Source organism: Azospirillum largimobile, from assembly GCF_977007025.2.
The window spans coordinates 1-20,151 of record NZ_CDRMUA020000006.1; the positions used below are offsets into that span (position 1 = coordinate 1).

The 20,151-nt window shown below is 67.4% G+C and carries 13 protein-coding genes; 3 read left to right on the plus strand and 10 right to left on the minus strand.

Annotated features, from left to right (window positions below):
- Positions 1-236: 236 nt before the first annotated feature.
- From ACWPKK_RS27355 to ACWPKK_RS27385, 7 genes are all read right to left on the minus strand, one after another.
- Entirely contained in the window at positions 237-3,314 is a 3,078-nt protein-coding gene (locus ACWPKK_RS27355; RefSeq protein ID WP_452010802.1) for a multidrug efflux RND transporter permease subunit, read from the minus strand.
- Between the two features lie 10 nt (positions 3,315-3,324).
- Positions 3,325-4,566, minus strand: a complete 1,242-nt coding sequence (locus tag ACWPKK_RS27360) for an efflux RND transporter periplasmic adaptor subunit (RefSeq protein ID WP_452010804.1) — start codon at positions 4,564-4,566, stop codon at positions 3,325-3,327.
- Positions 4,567-4,572: 6 nt separating this feature from the next.
- A complete protein-coding gene (locus ACWPKK_RS27365) occupies positions 4,573-5,307 on the minus strand; it encodes a TetR/AcrR family transcriptional regulator (protein ID WP_324864384.1) in 735 nt (244 codons plus the stop codon).
- Between the two features lie 174 nt (positions 5,308-5,481).
- Positions 5,482-6,201, minus strand: a complete 720-nt coding sequence (gene btsR, locus ACWPKK_RS27370; RefSeq protein ID WP_452010807.1) for a two-component system response regulator BtsR — start codon at positions 6,199-6,201, stop codon at positions 5,482-5,484.
- Between the two features lie 40 nt (positions 6,202-6,241).
- Positions 6,242-7,945, minus strand: a complete 1,704-nt coding sequence (locus ACWPKK_RS27375) for a sensor histidine kinase (RefSeq protein WP_310116349.1) — start codon at positions 7,943-7,945, stop codon at positions 6,242-6,244.
- Positions 7,946-8,073: 128 nt separating this feature from the next.
- Positions 8,074-8,883, minus strand: a complete 810-nt coding sequence (locus ACWPKK_RS27380) for a polysaccharide deacetylase family protein (RefSeq protein ID WP_452010809.1) — start codon at positions 8,881-8,883, stop codon at positions 8,074-8,076.
- A 133-nt stretch (positions 8,884-9,016) separates the two neighbouring features.
- Positions 9,017-10,537, minus strand: coding sequence for a malonate--CoA ligase (locus ACWPKK_RS27385; protein WP_452010811.1), 1,521 nt, complete (start codon positions 10,535-10,537; stop codon positions 9,017-9,019).
- Positions 10,538-10,910: 373 nt separating this feature from the next.
- On the opposite strand from ACWPKK_RS27385, the gene ACWPKK_RS27390 reads away from it, so the two are divergent.
- Together ACWPKK_RS27390 and ACWPKK_RS27395 are read left to right on the plus strand one after the other, a co-directional pair.
- A complete protein-coding gene (locus ACWPKK_RS27390) occupies positions 10,911-13,910 on the plus strand; it encodes a LodA/GoxA family CTQ-dependent oxidase (RefSeq protein ID WP_452010813.1) in 3,000 nt (999 codons plus the stop codon).
- Positions 13,907-15,016 carry an NAD(P)/FAD-dependent oxidoreductase gene (locus tag ACWPKK_RS27395; protein ID WP_452010815.1) on the plus strand — a complete coding sequence of 370 codons (1,110 nt, stop codon included), beginning with the start codon at positions 13,907-13,909 and terminating at the stop codon, positions 15,014-15,016. The genes ACWPKK_RS27390 and ACWPKK_RS27395 overlap by 4 nt, the downstream gene beginning before the upstream one ends.
- Before the next feature lie 4 nt (positions 15,017-15,020).
- On the opposite strand, the gene ACWPKK_RS27400 is transcribed toward ACWPKK_RS27395, so the two are convergent.
- The 3 genes from ACWPKK_RS27400 to ACWPKK_RS27410 all read right to left on the minus strand — a co-directional run bounded on the left by ACWPKK_RS27400 (position 15,021) and on the right by ACWPKK_RS27410 (position 18,036).
- Positions 15,021-15,980, minus strand: coding sequence for a ParB/RepB/Spo0J family partition protein (locus tag ACWPKK_RS27400; RefSeq protein ID WP_452010818.1), 960 nt, complete (start codon positions 15,978-15,980; stop codon positions 15,021-15,023).
- Positions 15,970-16,983 carry an AAA family ATPase gene (locus ACWPKK_RS27405; protein ID WP_324864368.1) on the minus strand — a complete coding sequence of 338 codons (1,014 nt, stop codon included), beginning with the start codon at positions 16,981-16,983 and terminating at the stop codon, positions 15,970-15,972. Before ACWPKK_RS27405 ends, ACWPKK_RS27400 begins: the two co-directional genes overlap by 11 nt.
- A gap of 114 nt (positions 16,984-17,097) precedes the next feature.
- Complete coding sequence (locus tag ACWPKK_RS27410; RefSeq protein WP_324864366.1) at positions 17,098-18,036, minus strand: cation diffusion facilitator family transporter; 939 nt, start codon at positions 18,034-18,036, stop codon at positions 17,098-17,100.
- A 1,027-nt stretch (positions 18,037-19,063) separates the two neighbouring features.
- Between ACWPKK_RS27410 and ACWPKK_RS27415 the strand changes: the two genes are divergently transcribed.
- Positions 19,064-19,993 (plus strand): replication protein RepA, encoded by a 930-nt coding sequence (locus ACWPKK_RS27415; RefSeq protein ID WP_063635994.1) that lies wholly within the window; start codon positions 19,064-19,066, stop codon positions 19,991-19,993.
- Positions 19,994-20,151: the final 158 nt, after the last annotated feature.

Below are 20,151 nucleotides of genomic sequence, written 5' to 3' on the forward strand. Positions count from 1 at the left end.
ATTCCTGAGATCAATGGCAAATACATCCGAAAGTTTATTAAACAGAATAGACAGTCATTTTCGCAACAGTCTTAGAATTACCCCTTACGATGCTTGCAGATATTCGCTGATGATCTTCTACATAGCTTCCGTCAGGCTGTTTACGCGCTCCGGCTCAACTGGACGGCATAAGGAAAAAGGCCCCTCCCGGTCGGGGAGAGGCCTTTCGTTTGCCAGCACTGAAAACCGACGGCGCGTCAGGTCATGCTGCGCAGCTCCTCCGAACGGGTGGAGCGCGAGGCGGCATAGTGGTCCTTGGCCAGCAGGGTGTAGACCGCCGGCAGGACGAACAGCGTGAACAGCGTGCCGATCAGCATGCCGGCCACGATGACGAGGCCGATGGAGAAACGGCTGGCGGCACCGGCACCCGCCGCGGTCAGCAGCGGAAGCAGGCCGACCACCATCGCCGCGGTGGTCATCAGGATCGGGCGCAGGCGGACGCGGGCCGCGTGCTCGATCGCGGTACGGCGGTCCACGCCCTCGTTCAGCTGCATCTCGCGGGCGAATTCCACCAGCAGGATGCCGTGCTTGGAGATCAGGCCGATCAGCGTCACCAAACCCACCTGGGTGTAGATGTTCATGGTGGCGAGGCCGAAGAACAGCGGCAGCAGCGCGCCGCAGATCGACATCGGCACCGACACCAGGATCACCAGCGGGTCGCGCAGCGATTCGAACTGCGCCGCCAGCACCAGATAGATGACGACCAGCGCGAAGGCGAAGGTGACCATCAGCTGGCTGCCCTCCGTCACGAACTGCCGCGATTCCGACAAATAGGCGTGGTTGAAGCCGGCCGGCAGGTTGATGCGCGCCTGCTCCTCCAGGAAGTCGACGACCTGGCCCATGGAGACGCCCGGCATCGGCACGGCGGAGAAGGTGGCCGACGGCAGCTGGTTGTACTTGTTCAGCGCGTTGGGCTCCACCGCCGTTTCCACCGACACCACGGTGGACAGCGGGATCTGGGCGCCGGAACCTGAGGTGACGTAGTAGCCGGTCAGCGATTTCGGCGTCAGGCGGTCGGCCCGCGGCACCTGCGGAATGACCTCGTAGGAGCGGCCGTTCAGGTTGAAGCGGTTGACGTAGTTGCCGCCGACCAGCACCGACAGCGTGCTCGACACCGACTGCATGGTCAGGCCGAGGTCGGCCGCCTTGGCGCGGTCGATCTTCAGCCGGACGACCGGGCTGTCATATTGCAGGTCGCTGTCGGTGATGATGAACATGCCGCTCTTGGTGGCGGCGTCCTTGATCCGCTCGATGGCGTCGTAGATCGTCCGGTAATCGCCGGGGCTGGAGATCACCATCTGGACCGGCAGGCCGCCGGTAGAACCGGGCAGGGCAGGGGGCGACACCAGGAACACGTTGATGCCCGTCACCTTGCTCAGCTCCGCCTGGGCCAGCGGCTGCAGTTCCTTGGCCGACCGCTCGCGCTCGTCCCACGGCTTCAGGATCATGCCGGCGAAGCCCTGGTTCAGGGTGGGCATGCCGGTCAGGACGAAGCGGGTGTCGGTCTCGGGGAAGCTGGCGAAGGTCTCGTCGATCTGCTTCCCGAAGCTGTCGATATAGTCGAGGTTGGCGTATTGCGGCGCCTTGGAGATGCCGAACAGGATGCCCTGGTCCTCTTCCGGCGCCAGTTCCGACATGGTGTTGGCGAACAGGTAGCCGACGCTGGCCAGGATGCCGACCGCGAACAGCAGCGTGGCCGCCCGATAATCCAGCGTGCCGTGCAGCCGCCGCTCGTACCAGTCCGCCAGCTTCTCGAACTGTCGGTCGAGGAAGGCGGCGAAACGGCCCTGGGACCCGCCCTCCTTGAGGATGACGGAGCACATCATCGGCGACAACGTCAGTGCCACGACGCCCGACACGATCACCGCCGCGGCCAGCGTGAAGGCGAACTCGCGGAACAGCGCGCCGGTCAGGCCGCCAAGCAGGCCGATGGGCGCATAGACCGCAGCCAGGGTGATGGTCATGGAGACGACCGGCCCGACGATCTCACGCGCACCGATCAGCGATGCGGCGACCGCCGATTTTCCGTGCTCGATATGCCGGTGGATGTTCTCCACCACCACGATGGCGTCGTCCACCACGAGGCCGATGGCGAGCACCATCGCCAGCAGCGTCAGCAGGTTCAGCGAGAATCCCATCGCCAGCATGAAGCTGGCGGCGCCGATGATGGACAGCGGAATGGTGACGATCGGGATCAGCACCGACCGGAAGGAGCCCAGGAACAGGAAGATGACGACGATGACGATGGCGACCGCCTCGAGCAGCGTCTTCACCACCTCGTCGATGGAGGCCTGGATGAAGCGCGTGCTGTCATAGACGATCTCCATCTTCATGTCCGGCGGCAGGTTGCGCCGCAGGTCCGGCTCCATCTTGCGGATGTCGGCGACGATGTTCAGAGGGTTGCCGGTGGGGGTGGCGTCGACGCCGATGAAGATCGCCTGCTGCCCGTTCATCGCCACGCTGGCGTCGAAGCTGCGGGAGCTGAGTTCGACCGTGGCGATGTCGCGCATGCGCACCAGCGCCCCGTCCTTGGCCTTCACCACCATGTCGCGGAACTGCTCGACGTCGGTCAGGCCGGTGTTGGCGGTGACGTTGGAGATGACGAAGACGCCCTTGGTCTGGCCGGGCGCCGACTGGTAGTTGTTGGCCGTGACCGCGGCCGACACGTCGGCGGGCGAGATGCCGCGCGCCGCCATCTTCACCGGGTCCAGCCACAGGCGCATGGCAAAGGTCTGGCCGCCCAGGATCTGGGCGCGCGCCACGCCATCCACCGTGGACAGCACCGGCTGCACCACGCGGGTCAGATAGTCGGAGATCGCCGCCCCCGACAGGTCGGGGCTGGAGAAGCCCATATAGAGGATCGAGGTCGTCTCGCCGGTCGATTTCAGGATGACCGGGTCGTTGGCCTCGCGCGGGAGCTGATATTTGACCTGGTTGACCTTCGCCATCACGTCGGTCATCGCGACGTTGGGATCGAAGTTCAGCCGGACATAGGCGGTGACGACGCTCTGCCCCTGGGTAGAGGAGGAGGTCAGGTAGTCCAGCCCCTCGGCCGAGGACACCGCCTGTTCGATCGGCGTGGCGATAAAGCCCTGCATCAGTTCGGGCGAGGCGCCGGGATAGCTTGTGGTCACGGTGATGACCGTGTTCTGCAACTGCGGATACTGCCGGATCGGCAGCTCCAGCATCGCGCGGGCCCCGACCAGCAGGATCAGCAGGCTGACCACGACGGACAGGATGGGCCGGCGGATGAAGATGTCGGTGAAATTGCCCATGGCGGCGGCCTCAGTTCTGCGGCAGGGACTGCGGCGGGGTCAGCGGGTTGTTCTCGGCCGGGACGACGGCGGCTCCGTTGGCGAGCTTCAGCTGGCCCGACACCACGACGCGGTCGCCGGGGTTCAGCCCGCTGCGGATCTCCACCCGGCTGGCCAGACGGTCGCCGGTCTTCACCGCCTTGCGCTCCACCACCAGCTGCTCCTTGCCGTCCGGGGTCTTCTGCGACGACGCCACGAACACGGAATCGCCGTAGACGGTGTAGTCCACCGCGGTTTCCGGCACGGTCAGGGTGTTGGGCTGCGGCGGCAGGACGACGCGGACATTGGCGAACATGCCCGGCCGCAGCAGGCGCTCGCGGTTGTCCATGGTCGCCTGCACCTTGACCGCGCGGGTATCGGCGCTGACCTGCGGTTCGATGGTGGTGATCTTCGCCCCGAAATCGCGGCCGGGCAGGGCGTCGACGTTGATCAGCACGTCCTGGCCGACCGACAGCTTGGGGAAGGCCTGCTCCGGCAGGGTGAAGTTGATGTAGAGCTGCGACAGGTCGGTCAGCGTGACGATGGTGGCGCCGGGATTGACGTAATCGCCGACATTCACCTGCCGGATGCCCAGGTCGCCATCGAACGGCGCCTTGATCAGCTTCTGGCCGATCAGGGCGCTCGTGCGCTTCATGTTGGCGTTGATCTCATCGAGCTGCGCCTGGTACTGGTCGACGTTGCTCTGGGGCGTGGCCTGGCTGCGGCGCAGGTCGCGGTAGCGTTCCAGGTTCAGCTCCGCCAGCCGCGCCTGGGCGCGCTGGGCCAGCAGGTCGGCCTGCTCCGTGGCGTCGTTCAACTGCACCAGCGGATCGCCGGCCTTGACGCGGGCACCCGATTCGAAGGGGATGCGGTCCACCCGGCCCGCGACCTCGGGCGCCACCGTCACCTGACGCGCCGCCTGCAGCGTGCCGATGGCGGACATGTATTTCGGCACCGTCTGCACCGTCGCCTCCGCCAGCGCCACCGGGGTGGGCGGCGGCTTGTTGTTGGCGAAGAAGTCGGCGATGGCCTTGGCGCGGAAGGTGTTGAAACCGTACAGCGCCGCCCCCAGCAGCCCCAGCACCACCAGCATGATGATGATGCGCACGGTCAGCCGCCCGCGGGTGACGGGCTTGCGCGGCGGGCGCGGCGGGGACGGCGGCGCGCCGTGGCCCGGCTCCGACGCCGGATGCCCGAACGACGTCTCGGTCTTTGGCGAATGATCCAGGGTCACGATCGGCTACTCCGCTCTCTCGGGTGTGGATTCGTCATTTCTTGGTCCGCCTTCCGGCGGCGGTGGGGGAGGCACGAAGACCAGATGTCCGCAGCGCTCCTGCTCGGCAATGGCCTCGTCGCGCAAGCCTAGTCCACGCAGGATGAACCATGCGGTCCGCCGTGCAAGCTCTGGACGGCCGCAGCTGTAGGGAACCACCGTGCCGCCGGACAGGCAGACGGTCGCCATCATCTCGCAGAGATGCTCGGCAAGCCAGAGCCCGCTCTCCGCATCGATCGGGCCGGGCACCAGATCGCCGTCGGCGATGGCGGCCTCGATGGAGGCGGTGAAGCAGGGCAGGAACCGGCTGCGGATTCCCTCATAGACCTGCCGCATGAACTCGCCGTCTTCCAGCAGGCTGATGATCGACAGGCGCTGGCGGGCCCGTTCGTTGGCGTTGGCCGGAACCTCCATCACGAAATAGCCGACCAGCCCCTGGATCATCTGCACCAGCGTCGCGGTGCCCGGCGGCAGGGCGATCAGCCGCTCATATTCCGGGTCGCCGTCGACGCAGCTGAGGAAGATCGCCTCGTAGAGCGAGGCCTTGGACGGGAAATGCTTGAAGATCAGGCCTTCGGACACACCGGCGGCCTGCGCGATCTCCTTCGTGGTGGTCGCGGCGAAGCCCTTGCGCGCGAAAAGCGGCAAGGCGGCATCGACGATGGCGCGGCGCCGGGCGCGGCTGTCCAGGCGTGGAGCCATGGGCTGCGGTCTTTCAAAACTGGATATATTAGGGAAGTGAGCACACACTCACCTCGGACGGGCGGTTTGTACACCGGCCCGATGCGCTTGTCCATCGGATGCGCGTCGTTCTTATTCGCTGACGAAGCCTCTCCCCCTTGCGGGGTGAAGGGCTTCCGAGGCCACCCCGCAGCCTCACCCCATCCCCAGCCGTTCCTTCAGCGGCCCCAGGAAGCGGCGGCTGACCGGCACGGTGTGGCCGCCGGTGGTCAGGATCTCCGCCAGGCCGCCATCGACGAAATGGATTTCACGGATGCGTTCCGGGTTGACCAGGAACTGGCGGTGGCAGCGGAACAGCTGGCTCTTTTCCTGGATGGTGTGGAGCGTCAGTTCGGTGAAGCGCTCCTGCCCGTCCTCTCCCACCACATAGACGCCGGCCGGGCGGGAGACGACATACTCGACGTCCGCCAGCTTCATCAGGGTGATGCGGTTGACCCCGGTGCAGGGGATGTGGCGCAGTTCCGACGCTCCCGGTAGCACGCCGACCTCCTGCGGGGCATGCTGGCGGCGCAGGCGCTGCAGGGTCTTCGCCAGCCGCGCCGGGTCGGCCGGCTTCAGCAGGTAGTCGAAGGCATGCTCCTCGAAGGCCTTGACGGCATACTCGTCATGGGCGGTCAGGAAAACGATCCGCGGCATGCGGTCGGGGTCGAGCATGCTCAGCATCTCCAGCCCGCTGACCCGCGGCATCTGGATGTCGAGGAACACCACGTCCGGGGTCTGCCGGTTGATGGCGCCGATCGCCTCGATGGCGTTGGCGCATTCGCCGACGACGCGGATGTCGGCGGCCTCCTCCAGCATCCGGCGCAGTTCCTCCCGCGCCAACGGTTCGTCGTCGACGATCAGGATATTCATCATGGGCAGACCATAAAGGAACGGGCCATCTGGCGGTGGACCTTCATGCGGGCACGGTCTCTTCGACAGGGAGGGGCAGGCGCAGGGTGACGCGGGTGAAGACGTCCGGATCGCAGGCGATCGAGACGCCATACGCCTCACCGTAGCGGTTGCGGATGCGGCGGTCGACGATGGTCATCCCCAACCCGTCGCCGCCCGGCTTGGCCTCGTAAAGCCCGGCATTGTCCTCCACCGACAGCAGAAGGTCGCCGCCCTCCCGCTTCGCGGCGATCCGGACATGGCCGTCGCCGAGAAGCTGCGCCGTGCCGTGCTTGATCGCATTCTCCACCAGCGGCTGGAGCGAGAAGGCCGGCAGCGCCGCATGGCGCAGGTCGTCCGGCACGTCGATCTCCACCGCCAGCCGGCCGGTGAAGCGCGCCAGCTCGATCTGCAGATAGGCGCTGACATGCTCGACCTCGTCGGCCAGCGTCGCCGTCTCGCTGGGCCGCTTCAGGTTCTTGCGGAAGAAGGTCGACAGGTTCTGCACCAGCTGGCGCGCCCGCTCCGGATCGTTGCGGATGACGGCGGAGATCGTGTTCAGCGCATTGAACAGGAAATGCGGGTTCACCTGCGCATGCAGAAGCTTGATCTCCGACTGGGCCAGCAGGGCCTTCTGCTGCTCGTAGCGGCCGGCCAGGATCTGGTTGGACAGCAGCCGGGCCACGCCCTCTCCCAGCGTCCGGTTGATGGTGGAGAAGATCTTCGTCTTCGGCTCGTACAGCTTGATGGTGCCGATCACCCCGCCATCCTCGCCCACCAGCGGGATCACCAGCGCCGCCCCCAGCCGGCAGGCCGGACTGATCGAGCAGCGATAGGCCACCTCGTTGCCGTCCGCATAGATCACCTGGTTGTTGGCGATGGCCTGGTGCGTCTGGCGCGAGCTGATCGGCGTGCCGGGCAGATGGTGGTCGTCGCCGATGCCGATGAAGGCCAGCAGCTTTTCCCGGTCGGTGATGGCGACGGCGCCGACGCCGGTCTCCTCATAGATGATGCGGGCGACGCGGGTGCTGTTCTCGCTGTTGAAGCCGCCGCGCAGCACGCCGTCGCAGCGCGCGGCGATCTTCAGCGCCTTGGCGGAAAAGGCGCTGGACTGCTTCTCGTCCAGGACGCGGCGCTCCAGCAGGATGCGCATGAACAGCGCCGCCCCCAGCGTGTTGGCGACGATCATCGGCGCCGCCACCACCTCCACCAGATGCACCGCCGCCTCGAAGGGCCGCGCCACCGCCAGGATGATCAGCATCTGCACCAGTTCGGCGACGAAGGTGACGGCGCCGACGCGCAAGGGGTTGAACAGCGGCTCGATTCGGCCCTGGCGCACCATGTGGCGATGGACCAGCCCGCCGATCAGCCCCTCCGCCATGGTGGAGATGGCGCAGGCCACCGCCGACATGCCGCCCAGAGAATAGCGGTGCATGCCCCCGGTCAGCCCGACCGCCAGCCCCACCGACGGCCCGCCGAAGATGCCGCCCAGCACCGCGCCGATGGCGCGGGTGTTGGCGATGCTGTCGTCGATGTGCAGGCCGAAATAGGTGCCCATGATGCAGAAGATCGAGAAGATCACGTAGCAGGCCAGCTTGTGCGGCCAGCGCACCGTCACATGGGTCAGCGGCAGGAACAGCGGCGTCCGGCTCAGCAGATAGGCGATCACCAGATAGACGCACATCTGCTGAAGCAGGGAGAGGATCAGGGTGAAGGGTTCGACAGGCATGGCGGCATTCCCGGCAGCCGCCGCGGACATCGGGCGCTGCTCCGCCGCCATCCTACATCAGCATGCCATGCCCGCCGATGGGACATCCTTGCATCTCTGCCCGCGCCTCCCGGCCGGCGAACTCCCGTCTATCGGTGACGCGGAGCCGGATGCAGCAGGGCCAACGACGGAGTGACAGCCTGCCGCATCGCCGCCTCCCATTCCGTCATGGTGACGAAGCGGTATCCCCGCCGCTCCCCCTCCTCCAGGATCGCCGGCAACGCCGCGACGGAAGCGGCCTTGGTGCTGTGCATCAGCACGACCGCTCCCGGCGCCAGTCGCTCGACCACGCGGCGGCGGATGATGTCGGGGCCGGTGTCCTTCCAATCCTGGCTGTCGGCGGTCCAAAGCACCGTCGCCATGCCATGCCTGCGCGCCAGCGCCGCCAGCGCATCGTCGACATCGCCGTAGGGCGGCCGGAACCATGCCGCCTGCACGCCGACGGAGGCCAGCGCCGCCTCCGCCTGCGCGAGGTTCCATTCGCGCCGGGCCGGCTTCAGGTCGGTGGTCATCGGGTGGGCCTGGGTGTGGCTGCCGACCTCGTTGCCGGATGCGGCGACGAGCCGGGCGATGTCCTGGTGGGCGGGGATCTTGGCGCCGATGTAGAAGAAGGTCGCCCTCGCCCCATGGGCCCGCAGGATGTCGAGAATGCGCGGGTCGTTGGCGTCCGGCCCGTCGTCGATGGTCAGCGCCACGACATTGGTCCCCGGCAGCGTCAGATCGACCTGTTCGAGGTCGAGGTCGGACCCCGGAATCAGATGCTCCGTCACGAAGGGAGCGGCGCCATGGGTGGCGGCATAGCTGCGCTGCCCGGCCACGGCCGAGACGGGCAAGGCTGAGACGGACAAGGCCGCCACCAGCCCCAGCAGAAGGACGGCGCGGCGGAGAAGGGTCATCATCGCAAGGCACGCAGGGAAAGGTCGGCGCCCCTCTACACCTTATAAAGGGGTAGGGCGGGCTGGGTGCGCGAGCTTTGCTCCCGGCGGCGATGATGGACAAGCGATTTTTGGAAGGCGCGACCAGGCCGCGCGCTCAGCCGAACAGCCCCTTGTACGTCTCCCGCAGCAGGTTCTTCTGCACCTTGCCCATGGCGTTGCGCGGCAGTTCCTCCACGAAGGCAACCGCCTTCGGCACCTTGAAGTTGGCGAGCTGCTCCCGGCAGGCGCGGATCACCGCCGCCTCGTCCACAGTCCCAGCGTCCGCCCGGCGCAGCACCACCGCCACCACCGCCTCGCCGAAGTCGAGATGGGGCACGCCGATCACCGCGGACTCCACCACGCCGTCGATGGCGTCGATCACCGTCTCCACCTCCTTGGGGTAGACGTTGAAGCCGCCGGAGATCACCAGATCCTTGGCACGGCCGATGATGTGGACATAGCCGCGTTCGTCGATCCGCCCGACATCGCCGGTGATGAACCAGCCGCCGGGGCGGAACTCCTGCGCCGTCTTCTCGGGCATGCGCCAATAGCCGGAAAAGACGTTCGGCCCCTTCACCTCCAGCACGCCGATCCCGCCACCCGCGACCGGCTCCCCCGTCTTCTCGTCCACCACCCGCACCGACACCTCGGGCAGGGGGAAGCCGACGGTGCCGGGAATGCGGTCGCCGTCCAGCGGGTTGGAGGTGAGCATTCCGGTCTCGGTCATGCCATAGCGCTCCAGGATGGCGTGGCCGGTGCGCTCGCGGAACTCCCGGTGGGTGTCGGCCAGCAGCGGGGCGGAGCCGCTGATGAACAGCCGCATATGGGCCGCCGCCTCCGGAGTCAGGCGCGGGTCGGCCAGCAGGCGGGTGTAGAAGGTCGGCACCCCCATCATCACGGTGGCCCGCGGCAGCAGGCGGAAAACGGCGTCGGCGTCGAACCTGGGCAGGAACAGCATGCCGGTGCCGTTCATCAGCACACAGTTGGTGGCGACGAACAGCCCGTGGGTGTGGAAGATTGGCAGGGCATGCAGCAGCAAGTCGTCCGGCCGGAACCCCCAGATGCGGTGCAGGGTGGTGGCGTTCGAGGACAGGTTGCGGTGGCTCATCATCGCCCCCTTCGACCGCCCCGTGGTGCCGGAGGTGTAGAGGATCGCCGCCAGATCGTCCGCCGCGCAAGGCACCGTCGCGAAGTCCGCATCCAGCCCCGCCGCCCGCTCCGGAAGGCTGCCGTCACCATCGGTCCCCAGCGTCAGCAGGGTCCCCACCCCGGCGCCCTTCGCGGTGTCGGCCAGCGCCGCCGCATTGCCCGGCGTGCAGACGAAGACCCTCGGCTCCGCATCGTCCAGGAAATAGCCGAGTTCGGCCTTGGTATAGGCGGTGTTCAGCGGCAGATAGGCCGCCCCGGCGCGCAGGCAGGCGAGATAGAGGAAGACCGCCTCCGCCGACTTCTCCACCTGCACCGCCACGCGGTCGCCCTTGGCCACACCCAGCCCCACCAGCAACCGGGCATAGCGTCCGCTGATCTCCATCAGGTCGCGGTAGCCGTAGCGTCGTCCGGACTCCAGCTCGATGAACGGGGCGTCGGCATCGGCGGGGAAGCGCGCGGCGGCGATGTCGAAGAAGTTGTCGGTCATTCTCGGTCGGCCCCCTGCGGAACGGATCGCCCATCATACACCGGCGCAGGGCAGGCGGAATCCCCTCTCCTCCCTGAGAGGGGGGAGAGAGGCCACACCCACGCAACGCATGACTGTGGGACGCCCCACATCGGCGCCTCCGGATAATGAGGAGAACATCTGTTCTTTCACTCAACCGAACCGGTGCCGCTCACCCGTCATTCTCCGATACAGAAAAAATGTGTGAGCACCTGATTGTTTCCAGTGGAAACCCCTGGAGTGCTCGCGTAAGCACGACTCACGTTGCGGGAAAATCCATTCATCAAAACAACTTTTTCATCCGCGTATCCACCCTTCCCGGCGCCCCTGCCGGACGATTCAGGAGACGGAGCGTATGACGGCCAAAGATTCCTCCCCGATTCCCCCGTGCTTCGACTGCGCGACCAACGCCACCCAGCGGCTGGACGAGATGTTCATCGCCATGGGCCAGATGAAGCGCATCGCGCTGGGCCAGACGCCGGCGGAACGCGCGGTGTTCCGCAAGCTCCACGGCGCTGCCCATGGCCGGCTGGTGATGGACCCGAACCGGCCGGAGTCCTTGCGCGTCGGCGTCTTCGCCAGGGACGAGCTGCCGGCCTGGGTGCGCTTTTCCAGCGACACCGGCCCGACCTCGCCCGATCTGGGCTCGACGCTCGGCATCGGGCTGAAGGTCTGGGGCGTCGATGGAGTCAACGCGCTGGGCGAGACGGGCGACGTCGCCGACTTCATCATGCAGAACTTTCCCGTCTTCTTCGTCGATAACGCGGAGGAGATGTGCGAGTTCACCTATGCCGGCACGGTCCTGAAGGATTATCCGGGATATCTCAAGAAGCACCCGAAGACCGACGGCATCCTGAACGCCATGTCGGCGCAGGTGGACGGCAGCGTGCTGACCACCCAATATTGGGCGATTCTGCCCTTCGATTTCGGCGCCGACCATTACGCCAAATACTCGCTGGTGCCGGAAGCGCCGCCGCCGGGGCATCCGGCGGTCAACGTGCCGACCGACGACAAGAACTATCTCGCCACCGACCTCGCCAACCGGCTGCTGGAGGACGACTACCGCTTCACCTTCATGGTGCAGGTGGTTCCCAAAAGCGCCGGCTATCCGCTGGACAAGGCGACGGAGGAATGGCCGACCGACCAGTACCCCTACCAGCCGGTGGCGACGCTGATCCTGCCGAAGCAGGATGTCTGCGCCCGCGGCCAGGGCGACTATGGGCAGGAACTGGCCTTCAACATCTGGCGCACGCCGGTGGTGCAGGCGCCGCAGGGCAGCATCGCCGCGGTGCGCAAGGTCGTCTACAACCACGGCGCCGATGTCCGCCATCAAGCCAACGGCCAGCCGCTGGAACAGCCGGCACAGCCGCGCGGCGAAGCGCCGCCGCTCCCCAAGGACGACTGCATCGTCAAGGCGGTGATCTACCCGCCGATCGGTGTCGCCCGCATCGGCAACGCGCCGGAGGGGTATGTCGTCGGTCCCGAGGTGCCCAACCCGAAGCCGCTGATGGCCGGCGACGATCCGGCGCGGAACCCCTATCGTGACGCCGAAGGCCGGCTGCTGCCACAAGCCGCGCGCTTCCGCATCTATGGCGTCAACGCCATGGGCCGGATCGTCCGCGAGCTGACCGCAGCCGACAGCGGCGCCGACATCACCTGGAAGGTCCATCTCGCCAACAAGAAGTCGGCCTGGTACGGCTTCCAGCTGGCGCTCGACATTCCCGAAGCGGCCTCGGCCGATCCGTCGACGCTGCGCAACCCGACGGTCACCGACCGCGAGGCGCTGGTACTGGATGCCGGCGAGCACAAGATCCGCGCCGGCCACGGCAAGCAGAGCCGCAAGCTGGTCGCCGGCAAGTTCATGCACCAGGGCGAGCCGGTCTATCTCGGCCGCATGTGGTGCGAGGAGGGCGACCATCGCCTGCTGGTCACCGGCGGCCGCGGCTTCTCCTCGTCCTACAACGGCACCAAGGCGATCACCTTCGGCAACAACGAGGGCTGGCACGACGACACCTCCGACGGGCCGGTCGATGCGGTGGTCACGCTGAACGGCATGGAACTGCCGGTCACCCCCGCCTGGATCGTCGTCGCCCCGCCGAACTACGGGCCGCAGCGCAAGTCGGTGCGCACCATGTGGGACCTGATGCGCGACGTGGCGATCCAGGCCGGCACGCTGCCGAAGCCCGCCCGCCCGTCCTTCACCCACGACATCTACCCGGTGTTCGAACGGATGACCGGGCTGCAATGGGTCAATGCCGGCTTCGCCGCCGGGTTCGGCTGGAACTCCGCCAACGACTTCACCAAGCCGGAATGGATCGCGCGGCTCGGCGACCGCAGCCTCGCCAACCAGGAAACCCGGCGGGTGCTGAAGAACTCCTTCCGGCATGACGCGGTGGACAGCTGGTCGCCGATGCCCTGGCCCTGGGTCTATGGCGACGCGATGAGCATCCCGCCGGCCGAGACGCCGCGCCAATACACCTCGCTGACAAAGACCCAGTTGGAATTCCTCGACCAATGGGTCGCCGGCGACTTCGACGACGACTGGGGCAAGGTCCCGGTCTACACCGAGTTCGATCAGGTCCCGCTGGACGAGCAGGGCGAGGTGCTGACCCGCGCAGCGCTGGATTTCTGCCTGGCCGACGCCTTCCATCCCGGCTGCGAGATGACGTGGCCGGTCCGCGCCTCCACCATGTATATGGAGCCGTTCCGCTTCGCCCATGCGCCAAAGGGCTGGGTGGAGCCGGGCATGGGCGCCATACTGTCCAGCGACACCGTCACCATCCCCAACGGCCCGCTCTATGGCCAGCTTCCCGGCGGCATCACCCGCTGGATGGCGGTGCCGTGGCAGACCGACACCGGCAGCTGCCGCTCCGGCTACGACTCCGGCTACGATCCCAACGTCCCCACCTTCTGGCCGGCCCGCGTGCCCAACGAGGTGCTGACCCGCGAGAACTACCGGATCGTGATGGATGCCGAGCAGCCGGCCCAGGTGCGTCTGGCCGCCTTCGCCAACCGCGCCGCCTGGGTGGCGCCTCTGGGCAGCACCAGCTACACCGACCAGATCAACAACATGATCCATCACTTCGACCATCTCGGCGTGGTCGAGGTCAATCCCGGCCCGACCGATCCGGAAGGCGCCAAGCTGTTCCCGCCGCTGATCGAGGTGGAGGACCGGCACATCCCCATCCCCGACGTGGACGACACGGTGGACACCAAGGCGGTCCGCACCGCCCACCGCACCCTGTCCACCAAGGCGCCGGCCCCGTCGGGCGGCGGTGCCGGGCTGCGGGCGACCCAGCCGGTCGATCTCAGCCGGATCGACAAGGTCCGCCGCTTCCCGCGCGGGCTGCGGTGATCCGGACAAGCGCGATCGAAGCGGACGTGGTCGTGGTGGGGGCGGGCCCCGCCGGGGCCGCCTTCGCCCTCAACCTCGCGCCGCTGCACCGGGTGCTGGTGCTGGACCGGCGGGACGGCTCCGCCCTCCGCATCGGCGAATCGCTGGCCCCGGCGGCGCGCCGCCTGCTGGCCGACATGGGGCTGTGGGATGCCTTCCTGGCGGAAGGCCATTCCCCCTGCCATGGCGGCCGGTCGGTCTGGGGCGGTCCGCAGCCGGTCGAGGCCGACAACCTGCGCGACCTCGACGGGCCGGGCTGGCATCTCGACCGTGGCCGCTTCGACAGCTGGCTGCGCCGGGCGGCGGCGTCCCGCGGCGCCGTCCTGCTGGTCCCGGCCCAGATGCTGTCGGTGGACAGGGTGGGGCAGGGCTGGCTGCTGGAGGTGGAGACCGCCGGCCGCCGCCTTCCCGTCCACGCCCGCCTGCTGGTCGATGCCGGCGGGCGCGGTTCGCCGCTGGCGAAACGCTTCGGCGCCCGGCGGATGGTGTCGGACCGGCTGGTCTGCGGCTGGGTCCATGGTTTTGACGCCCCCGGCCGGCAGTCCGGCCTGACCTGGATCGAGGCGGAACCGGACGGCTGGTGGTATAGCGCGCCGCTGCCCGGGGGCCGCCGGGTCGTCGCCTTCCACACCGACGCCGACCTGCCCGCAGCGGTGGATGCCCGCGACACCTCATCGCTGCTGCGCCGGCTGTCCGGCTGCTCCGTGCTTTCGGATTCGGTGCGCGCCTGCGGCTTCGAAGCGGAGGGGGAGGGGAGGGGAGGCTTCTGCGCCGCCCACAGCAGCACGCTGTCACCCGCCTCGGGCGAGGACTGGCTGGCGGTCGGCGACGCCGCACTGGGCTTCGACCCGCTGTCGTCCCAAGGCATCTTCAACGCGCTCTACACCGGCCTCGCCGCGGCGGAGGCCGCCGACCGCCATCTGTCCGGCGATGCCGCGGCGCTGGCGGGCTATGCCGCCGGCCTGGCTCCGATCCGCGACGCCTACCACGCCCATCTGCACGCCTGGTACGGGCTGGAGCGCCGCTGGCGGGACCGCCCGTTCTGGAGCCGCCGGCTGGCGGCCTGAGCGGTCAGGCCCCGCTTTCCACCCCGTCATCCGCCCCGCCATCCACCCCGCCAAGGATCGCGTCGATCTCCGCACGCAGCCGCATCAGCCGGTCGCGGTTGTCAGGGTCGAGGTAGCGGCGCTGCTCGCGCACCACGGCGACATCGCGCATGATCCGCTTCACGCTGGCCTGCAGGGAGCGCATCGCCTCCTTCGGGCCGGGCTCCGGCGGAGTGGCTTCCGAAGCGGCGCCCGCAATAGTCCCTTGGGCATGCTCGCGCTTGGCCTGCCGCACCGCCTTGACGCTCGCCCCCTCCTTGGCGCGCTGCCACAGCCCGGCGCGCAGGTCCGCCGGGGCGGCGGCGATCTCGATCATCACGGAGCGCGAGACATGGGCGAAGGCCGTCGCATACTCCTCCCGCATCTCCGCCGGCAGGCTCATAATCGCCAGCAGCTTGGTCACGTCGGTGCGGTCGCGCCCGACCACGGCGGCCAGTTCGTCATGGGTGTAGCCGTGCTTGTCGATCAGCCGGGCCAGCGCCGCCGCATACTCCACCGCGTTCAGGTCGACGCGCTGGACATTGTCGATCAGCCCGATCTCGTCCGGATCGCCGGAGGTCAGGATGGCGAAGACCGTCTTGCGGCCCAGCATCTCGTGTGCGCGCACCCGGCGCTCGCCGCCGATCAGCAGATATTCGCCCTGGGGCAGCGGGCGGACCAGGATCGGGTTCTGCAGCCCGTGCCGCTCGATGGACGACGCCAGGCTGCGCAGTTCCGCCTCGTCGAAATGGCGGCGCGGCTGGTCGGGGTTGCGGTGGACGCGGGCAAGGTCCAGCTCCACCACATGCGGGAAGCCGGCCGAGGTGCCGAACAGCCGGTCGCTGCCCACCGTCAGCCCGCCCGTCATGGCGCCCCCCGCCACGCCGCCCGGCTCGCTGGCGCCGCCCAGAAGCTCGCGGGTCTTGCGTTCGAACTTACGCGACATGCGGCAACTCCCGGTTCTGGGCATAGGCGCGGATCTGGCGCGCCACCTCGCGGAAGGTCTCGGCCCCCGGCGCCTTCGGATCGCCGGCCAGCGTGATCATGCCGGCCGCCGCCGCCTTGCCATAGACGGTGGCGCGCGGGATGGGCGCGAAGACCGGCACCTGATCGGCGTAGGATTCGTGCAGCTCCTGCAGCGTGGCGCGGTCCTGGGTCAGCCGGTCGTTGTACATGGTCGGAATGATGCCGGCGATGCGCAGGCCGGGGTTCACCCGGCGGCGGATGCGGCCGATGGTGTCGACCAGCCGCTTGACGCCCAGCAGGGCCAGCGCCTCCGTCTGCACCGGCACCACCACCAGCTCCGCCGCCGACAGCGCGTTGGCGGTCACCAGCCCCAGGTTCGGCGCACAGTCCATCACCACGAAATCATAGGCGTGGCGCACCTCGTCCAGCTTCTCCCGCAGGATCAGCCCGCCGGTGGAATCCGCCGCCAGTTCCACGTCGGCGTCGGCCAGCGACAGCCCGGCGGGCGCCAAATCCAGCCCGCGCTCCGCCGTCGGCATGATGACCGAGGTCAGCGGCTCTTCCGAGCGCAGCACATAATAGAGTGTCTTGCGCTGCTGCTCCAAAGCGACGATGGCGGCGTTGCCGATGCCGACATGGACGGTGGCGTTGCTCTGCGAATCGCAGTCGATCAGCAGCACCCGCGCCCCACCCTCCGTCAGGGCATAGGCGAGGTTGACGGCGGTCGCGGTCTTGCCGACGCCGCCCTTCTGGTTGGCGACCGCCAGATAGGTTGCGGCGCGGGGACGCTCGTCCGCCTTGTGGCGGGTCAGGAAATCGACCAGCTGCTGCGGGATCCGCTCCGCCCCGCTTTCCCAGCGGCTGATCCGCGCCTTGGTGTAGCTGCGGCCAAGCTGCGCGTTCAGCCATTCGGCGAACTGCGTCTGGTTCTCCCCGCGACGCTCGCGCAGCTGGCGCATCTCGTCGCCCCCAATCGACAGCATTCCCGTCATTCCCCCTCGACTCCGGTCCCGGTGTGGACGGCCACATCGGTGGGCGGAGTCTGAGCAAGTTGCCGGAACTTTGTCAATGGAGGGCGCGGCGAGTTGCCACAACAATCACCCCGGCAGGGCCGGCCCCGCCCGCAGTTCGGTGAAGACGCGGCGGATCTCGGGAAAGCGCTCCTTCACCCTGCGGTCGATGCGGGCCAGCGCCTTCTCCACCTCGCCCGCGCTCACCTCGTCCCGCAAATCGAGGCTGAGATTGACGATCACCACCTCGGGGCCGAGATGGGTGGTCAGGACCTCGTTGACGCGCTCAATGGCGGGCTCCTCCCTCAGCAAGGCGCGCACCCCGCGCACCAAATCGGGACGGGCCGATTCGCCGATCAGCAGGCTCTTCGTCTCATAGGCCAGGAAGCCGGCGGTGGCCGCCAGCACCAGTCCGATCAGCACCGACCCGATGCCGTCGAACACCGGTTGGTCCAGCAGCAGGTCGGCGGACAGGCAGGCGGCGGCGATGATCAGGCCGACCAGCGCGGCGCTGTCCTCGAACAGCACCATGAAGATGGTGGGGTCCTTGCTGGCCCGGACGGTCTCGAACACGCCGGCCCTTCCGCGCCGGGCGTTGAAGGCGCGCAGCGCCACCAGCCAGCTGACCCCCTCCATCACCACGGCGATGCCCAGCACGACGAAGTTGATCCAGGGCGACTCGACCGGTTGCGGGTGCAGGATCTTCTCCACCCCTTCATAGATGGACACCACGGCCCCGCCGGCGAAGATCACCAGCGCCACGACGAAGGTCCAGAAATACAGCTCGCGCGCGTAGCCGAAGGGGTGGCGCTCGTCGGGCGGCTTCCGCGACCGCTTCAGCCCGACCAGCATCAGCGCCTCGTTCCCGCTATCGACCAGGGAATGGACCGCTTCGCTCAGCATCGACGAGCTGCCGGTCAGGAACGCCGCCACGAATTTGGTAACGGTGATCGCCAGATTGGCGGCGATGGCCGCGACCACCACCTTGCCGGACTCCGCCTCCGACCCTCCCACCGAAGTGGTCATCGCATCCTGCGCCATGTTCCCTCGCCAATTCAGCCTTCAATTCAGCCTGGTCGGCAAACAACTCCGCCGTTGCCGCCCGGTTCCGCGGAACAGGAGCACCTGAACCTTGGTGACGCCCCGATGACGCCCCGATGGTTTCCGACGGGGTTGCGAGCCTCCGGAGTTTGAACTTTGGTGACGCTCCCATCCGGACCGACTCGGCATGACTCCTGAACTTTGGTGACGCCGGAGGCCTATCGCTTTGAACTTTGGTGACGCCGAGGGTCCGGAATCGACTCGATCGGCCGTTTGAACTTTGGTGACGCCCCGACGACGGAAGGCCGAACCACCCGGGCAAGCCCCATTCCCGACAAGCCTTCGTGGAACACACGCACCTTGGACAAGCCGTCTCGGCCGTCATTCCCGCGAAGGCGGGAATCCGGGCTTGTGTCCGCCCTTGCACTGGCAACTCTGGATCCCCGCCTTCGCGGGGATGACGAAAAGTTCCTTTTGCTCCAAAGACTTAGCGACGCCTGAAAATATGTGCATTCCGTTGCGCCTTCGCGGGAATGACGCATCACGTCGGGAAATCAGAAACACACAGGCAGGAACGGGCTTCCGACCATCCGCCGGCTCCCCGCCACGCCCCCGCAAAGCCGGTTCCTTTACCTGCTGGAATCCTTGAACTTTGGTGACGCCCACCATGTCTCGGCCGGCCCGACCGACACCGACTCGTCTGCCCGGGCGTCACCAAGGTTCAAACCCGCAAGGCTCCCGGCGCTGCGATTCGTCCACAGGAGCACCGGTTTCCCCCATGAACTCTGGTGACGCCATCCTTGAACTGTGGTGACGCGACTCGGACTTATCCCCTGAACCTTGGTGACGAATCTAATAGCAGGTTCCAAATAGCTTCCAATTAGCCTGCGTCACCAAGGTTCAAATTGCCTTCGGCGCGATCCGGGGTGTTGTATCTGGCAGGTTCGGTCATCCGGCGGTCACAGGACGGTCATGGAGGCCAAAAGCGGGTGACCAGGAACAGGAGAGCGGCATGGGCAGCATTCATCGGTTGATCGAGACACACGGCCGTGACGGTGCGCTGGCCCTCGTTTCGGACGAGGAACGGCCGCTGATCGACATCGCCGCCGCGGTCCAGGCCGCGGAAAACGGCAAGCTCGGCATCACCTATGCCGGATTCTGCCAGACGGCGCTGCCCCACCGCCAGCTTCCCGACGATCAGCATTGGGAACGGCCGGGCCACAAGGTCAAGCTGGTCATCCAGCCCGGCGTGATCGAGGATCGCAACGGCGTCACCCGCCGAATCGGCGTGCCCTATGGCAGCCGGGCGCGGATGATCCTGCTCTACCTCCAGACCCGCGCCATCCAGACCGGCAATCCGGAGGTGGAGCTTGGCGGCTCCATGCATGACTGGCTGAAGCGGATGGACATCCCGATCTGCGGCAAGGCCTATCGCGACGTCGAGGATCAGGCGGCGCGCCTGTCCGCCTGCCATCTCACTTTCTTCACCGACGCCGACGGCGGACGGCGGCAGAGCAAGGAATCGATCGTCGCCGACGCCATCCAGCTGCGCCGGCCCGACGACCGCCAGGGAACCCTGTTCACCGAGACAGTGCGGCTCAGCGACAGCTTCTTCAAGGCCCTGCGCGAACATCCGGTTCCGGTGGCGGAAGAGGCGCTGAAGGCGATCAGCGGCAAGTCGATGGCGCTCGACGTCTATATCTGGCTCGCCTACCGCCTGCATTCGCTGGAAAAGCCGACTCCCATCACCTGGGCGGCCTTGCACGGCCAGTTCGGCGCCGGTTACGCCCTAGTCCGCCAGTTCAAGACTAAGTTCATCCCGAATCTGAAATACGCCATGGCCGCCTATCCCGACGCCCGCGTCGAGGAATCGGGCGAGGGGCTGATCCTTTACCCCTCGCGCCCGCCGATCAACGAGCGTGTGATGGCGCGCATCGCCTGATTGCAGGGCTGAACTTTGGTGACGGGGTGCGTGCCCGCTCTTGAACTCTGGTGACGCTTCAGCCTCCTGGACACCCGTCACCAGAGTTCAGCACGCCGACAGTCAGCCAACCGCGTCCCGGACCAACCGCAGCCGGGGATTTCGACCCCACGCTTACC

Excerpts from the sequence above, each read along its gene's own strand:
- ACWPKK_RS27415 (WP_063635994.1), top strand. The coding sequence starts at position 19,064 with ATGGGCAGCATTCATCGGTTGATCGAGACACACGGCCGTGACGGTGCG.
- ACWPKK_RS27355 (WP_452010802.1), bottom strand. The coding sequence starts at position 3,314 with ATGGGCAATTTCACCGACATCTTCATCCGCCGGCCCATCCTGTCCGTC.
- ACWPKK_RS27380 (WP_452010809.1), bottom strand. The coding sequence starts at position 8,883 with ATGATGACCCTTCTCCGCCGCGCCGTCCTTCTGCTGGGGCTGGTGGCG.
- ACWPKK_RS27385 (WP_452010811.1), bottom strand. The coding sequence starts at position 10,537 with ATGACCGACAACTTCTTCGACATCGCCGCCGCGCGCTTCCCCGCCGAT.
- ACWPKK_RS27400 (WP_452010818.1), bottom strand. The coding sequence starts at position 15,980 with ATGTCGCGTAAGTTCGAACGCAAGACCCGCGAGCTTCTGGGCGGCGCC.
- btsR (WP_452010807.1), bottom strand. The coding sequence starts at position 6,201 with ATGATGAATATCCTGATCGTCGACGACGAACCGTTGGCGCGGGAGGAA.
- ACWPKK_RS27375 (WP_310116349.1), bottom strand. The coding sequence starts at position 7,945 with ATGCCTGTCGAACCCTTCACCCTGATCCTCTCCCTGCTTCAGCAGATG.
- ACWPKK_RS27410 (WP_324864366.1), bottom strand. The coding sequence starts at position 18,036 with ATGACCACTTCGGTGGGAGGGTCGGAGGCGGAGTCCGGCAAGGTGGTG.
- ACWPKK_RS27365 (WP_324864384.1), bottom strand. The coding sequence starts at position 5,307 with ATGGCTCCACGCCTGGACAGCCGCGCCCGGCGCCGCGCCATCGTCGAT.
- ACWPKK_RS27390 (WP_452010813.1), top strand. The coding sequence starts at position 10,911 with ATGACGGCCAAAGATTCCTCCCCGATTCCCCCGTGCTTCGACTGCGCG.
- ACWPKK_RS27405 (WP_324864368.1), bottom strand. The coding sequence starts at position 16,983 with ATGCTGTCGATTGGGGGCGACGAGATGCGCCAGCTGCGCGAGCGTCGC.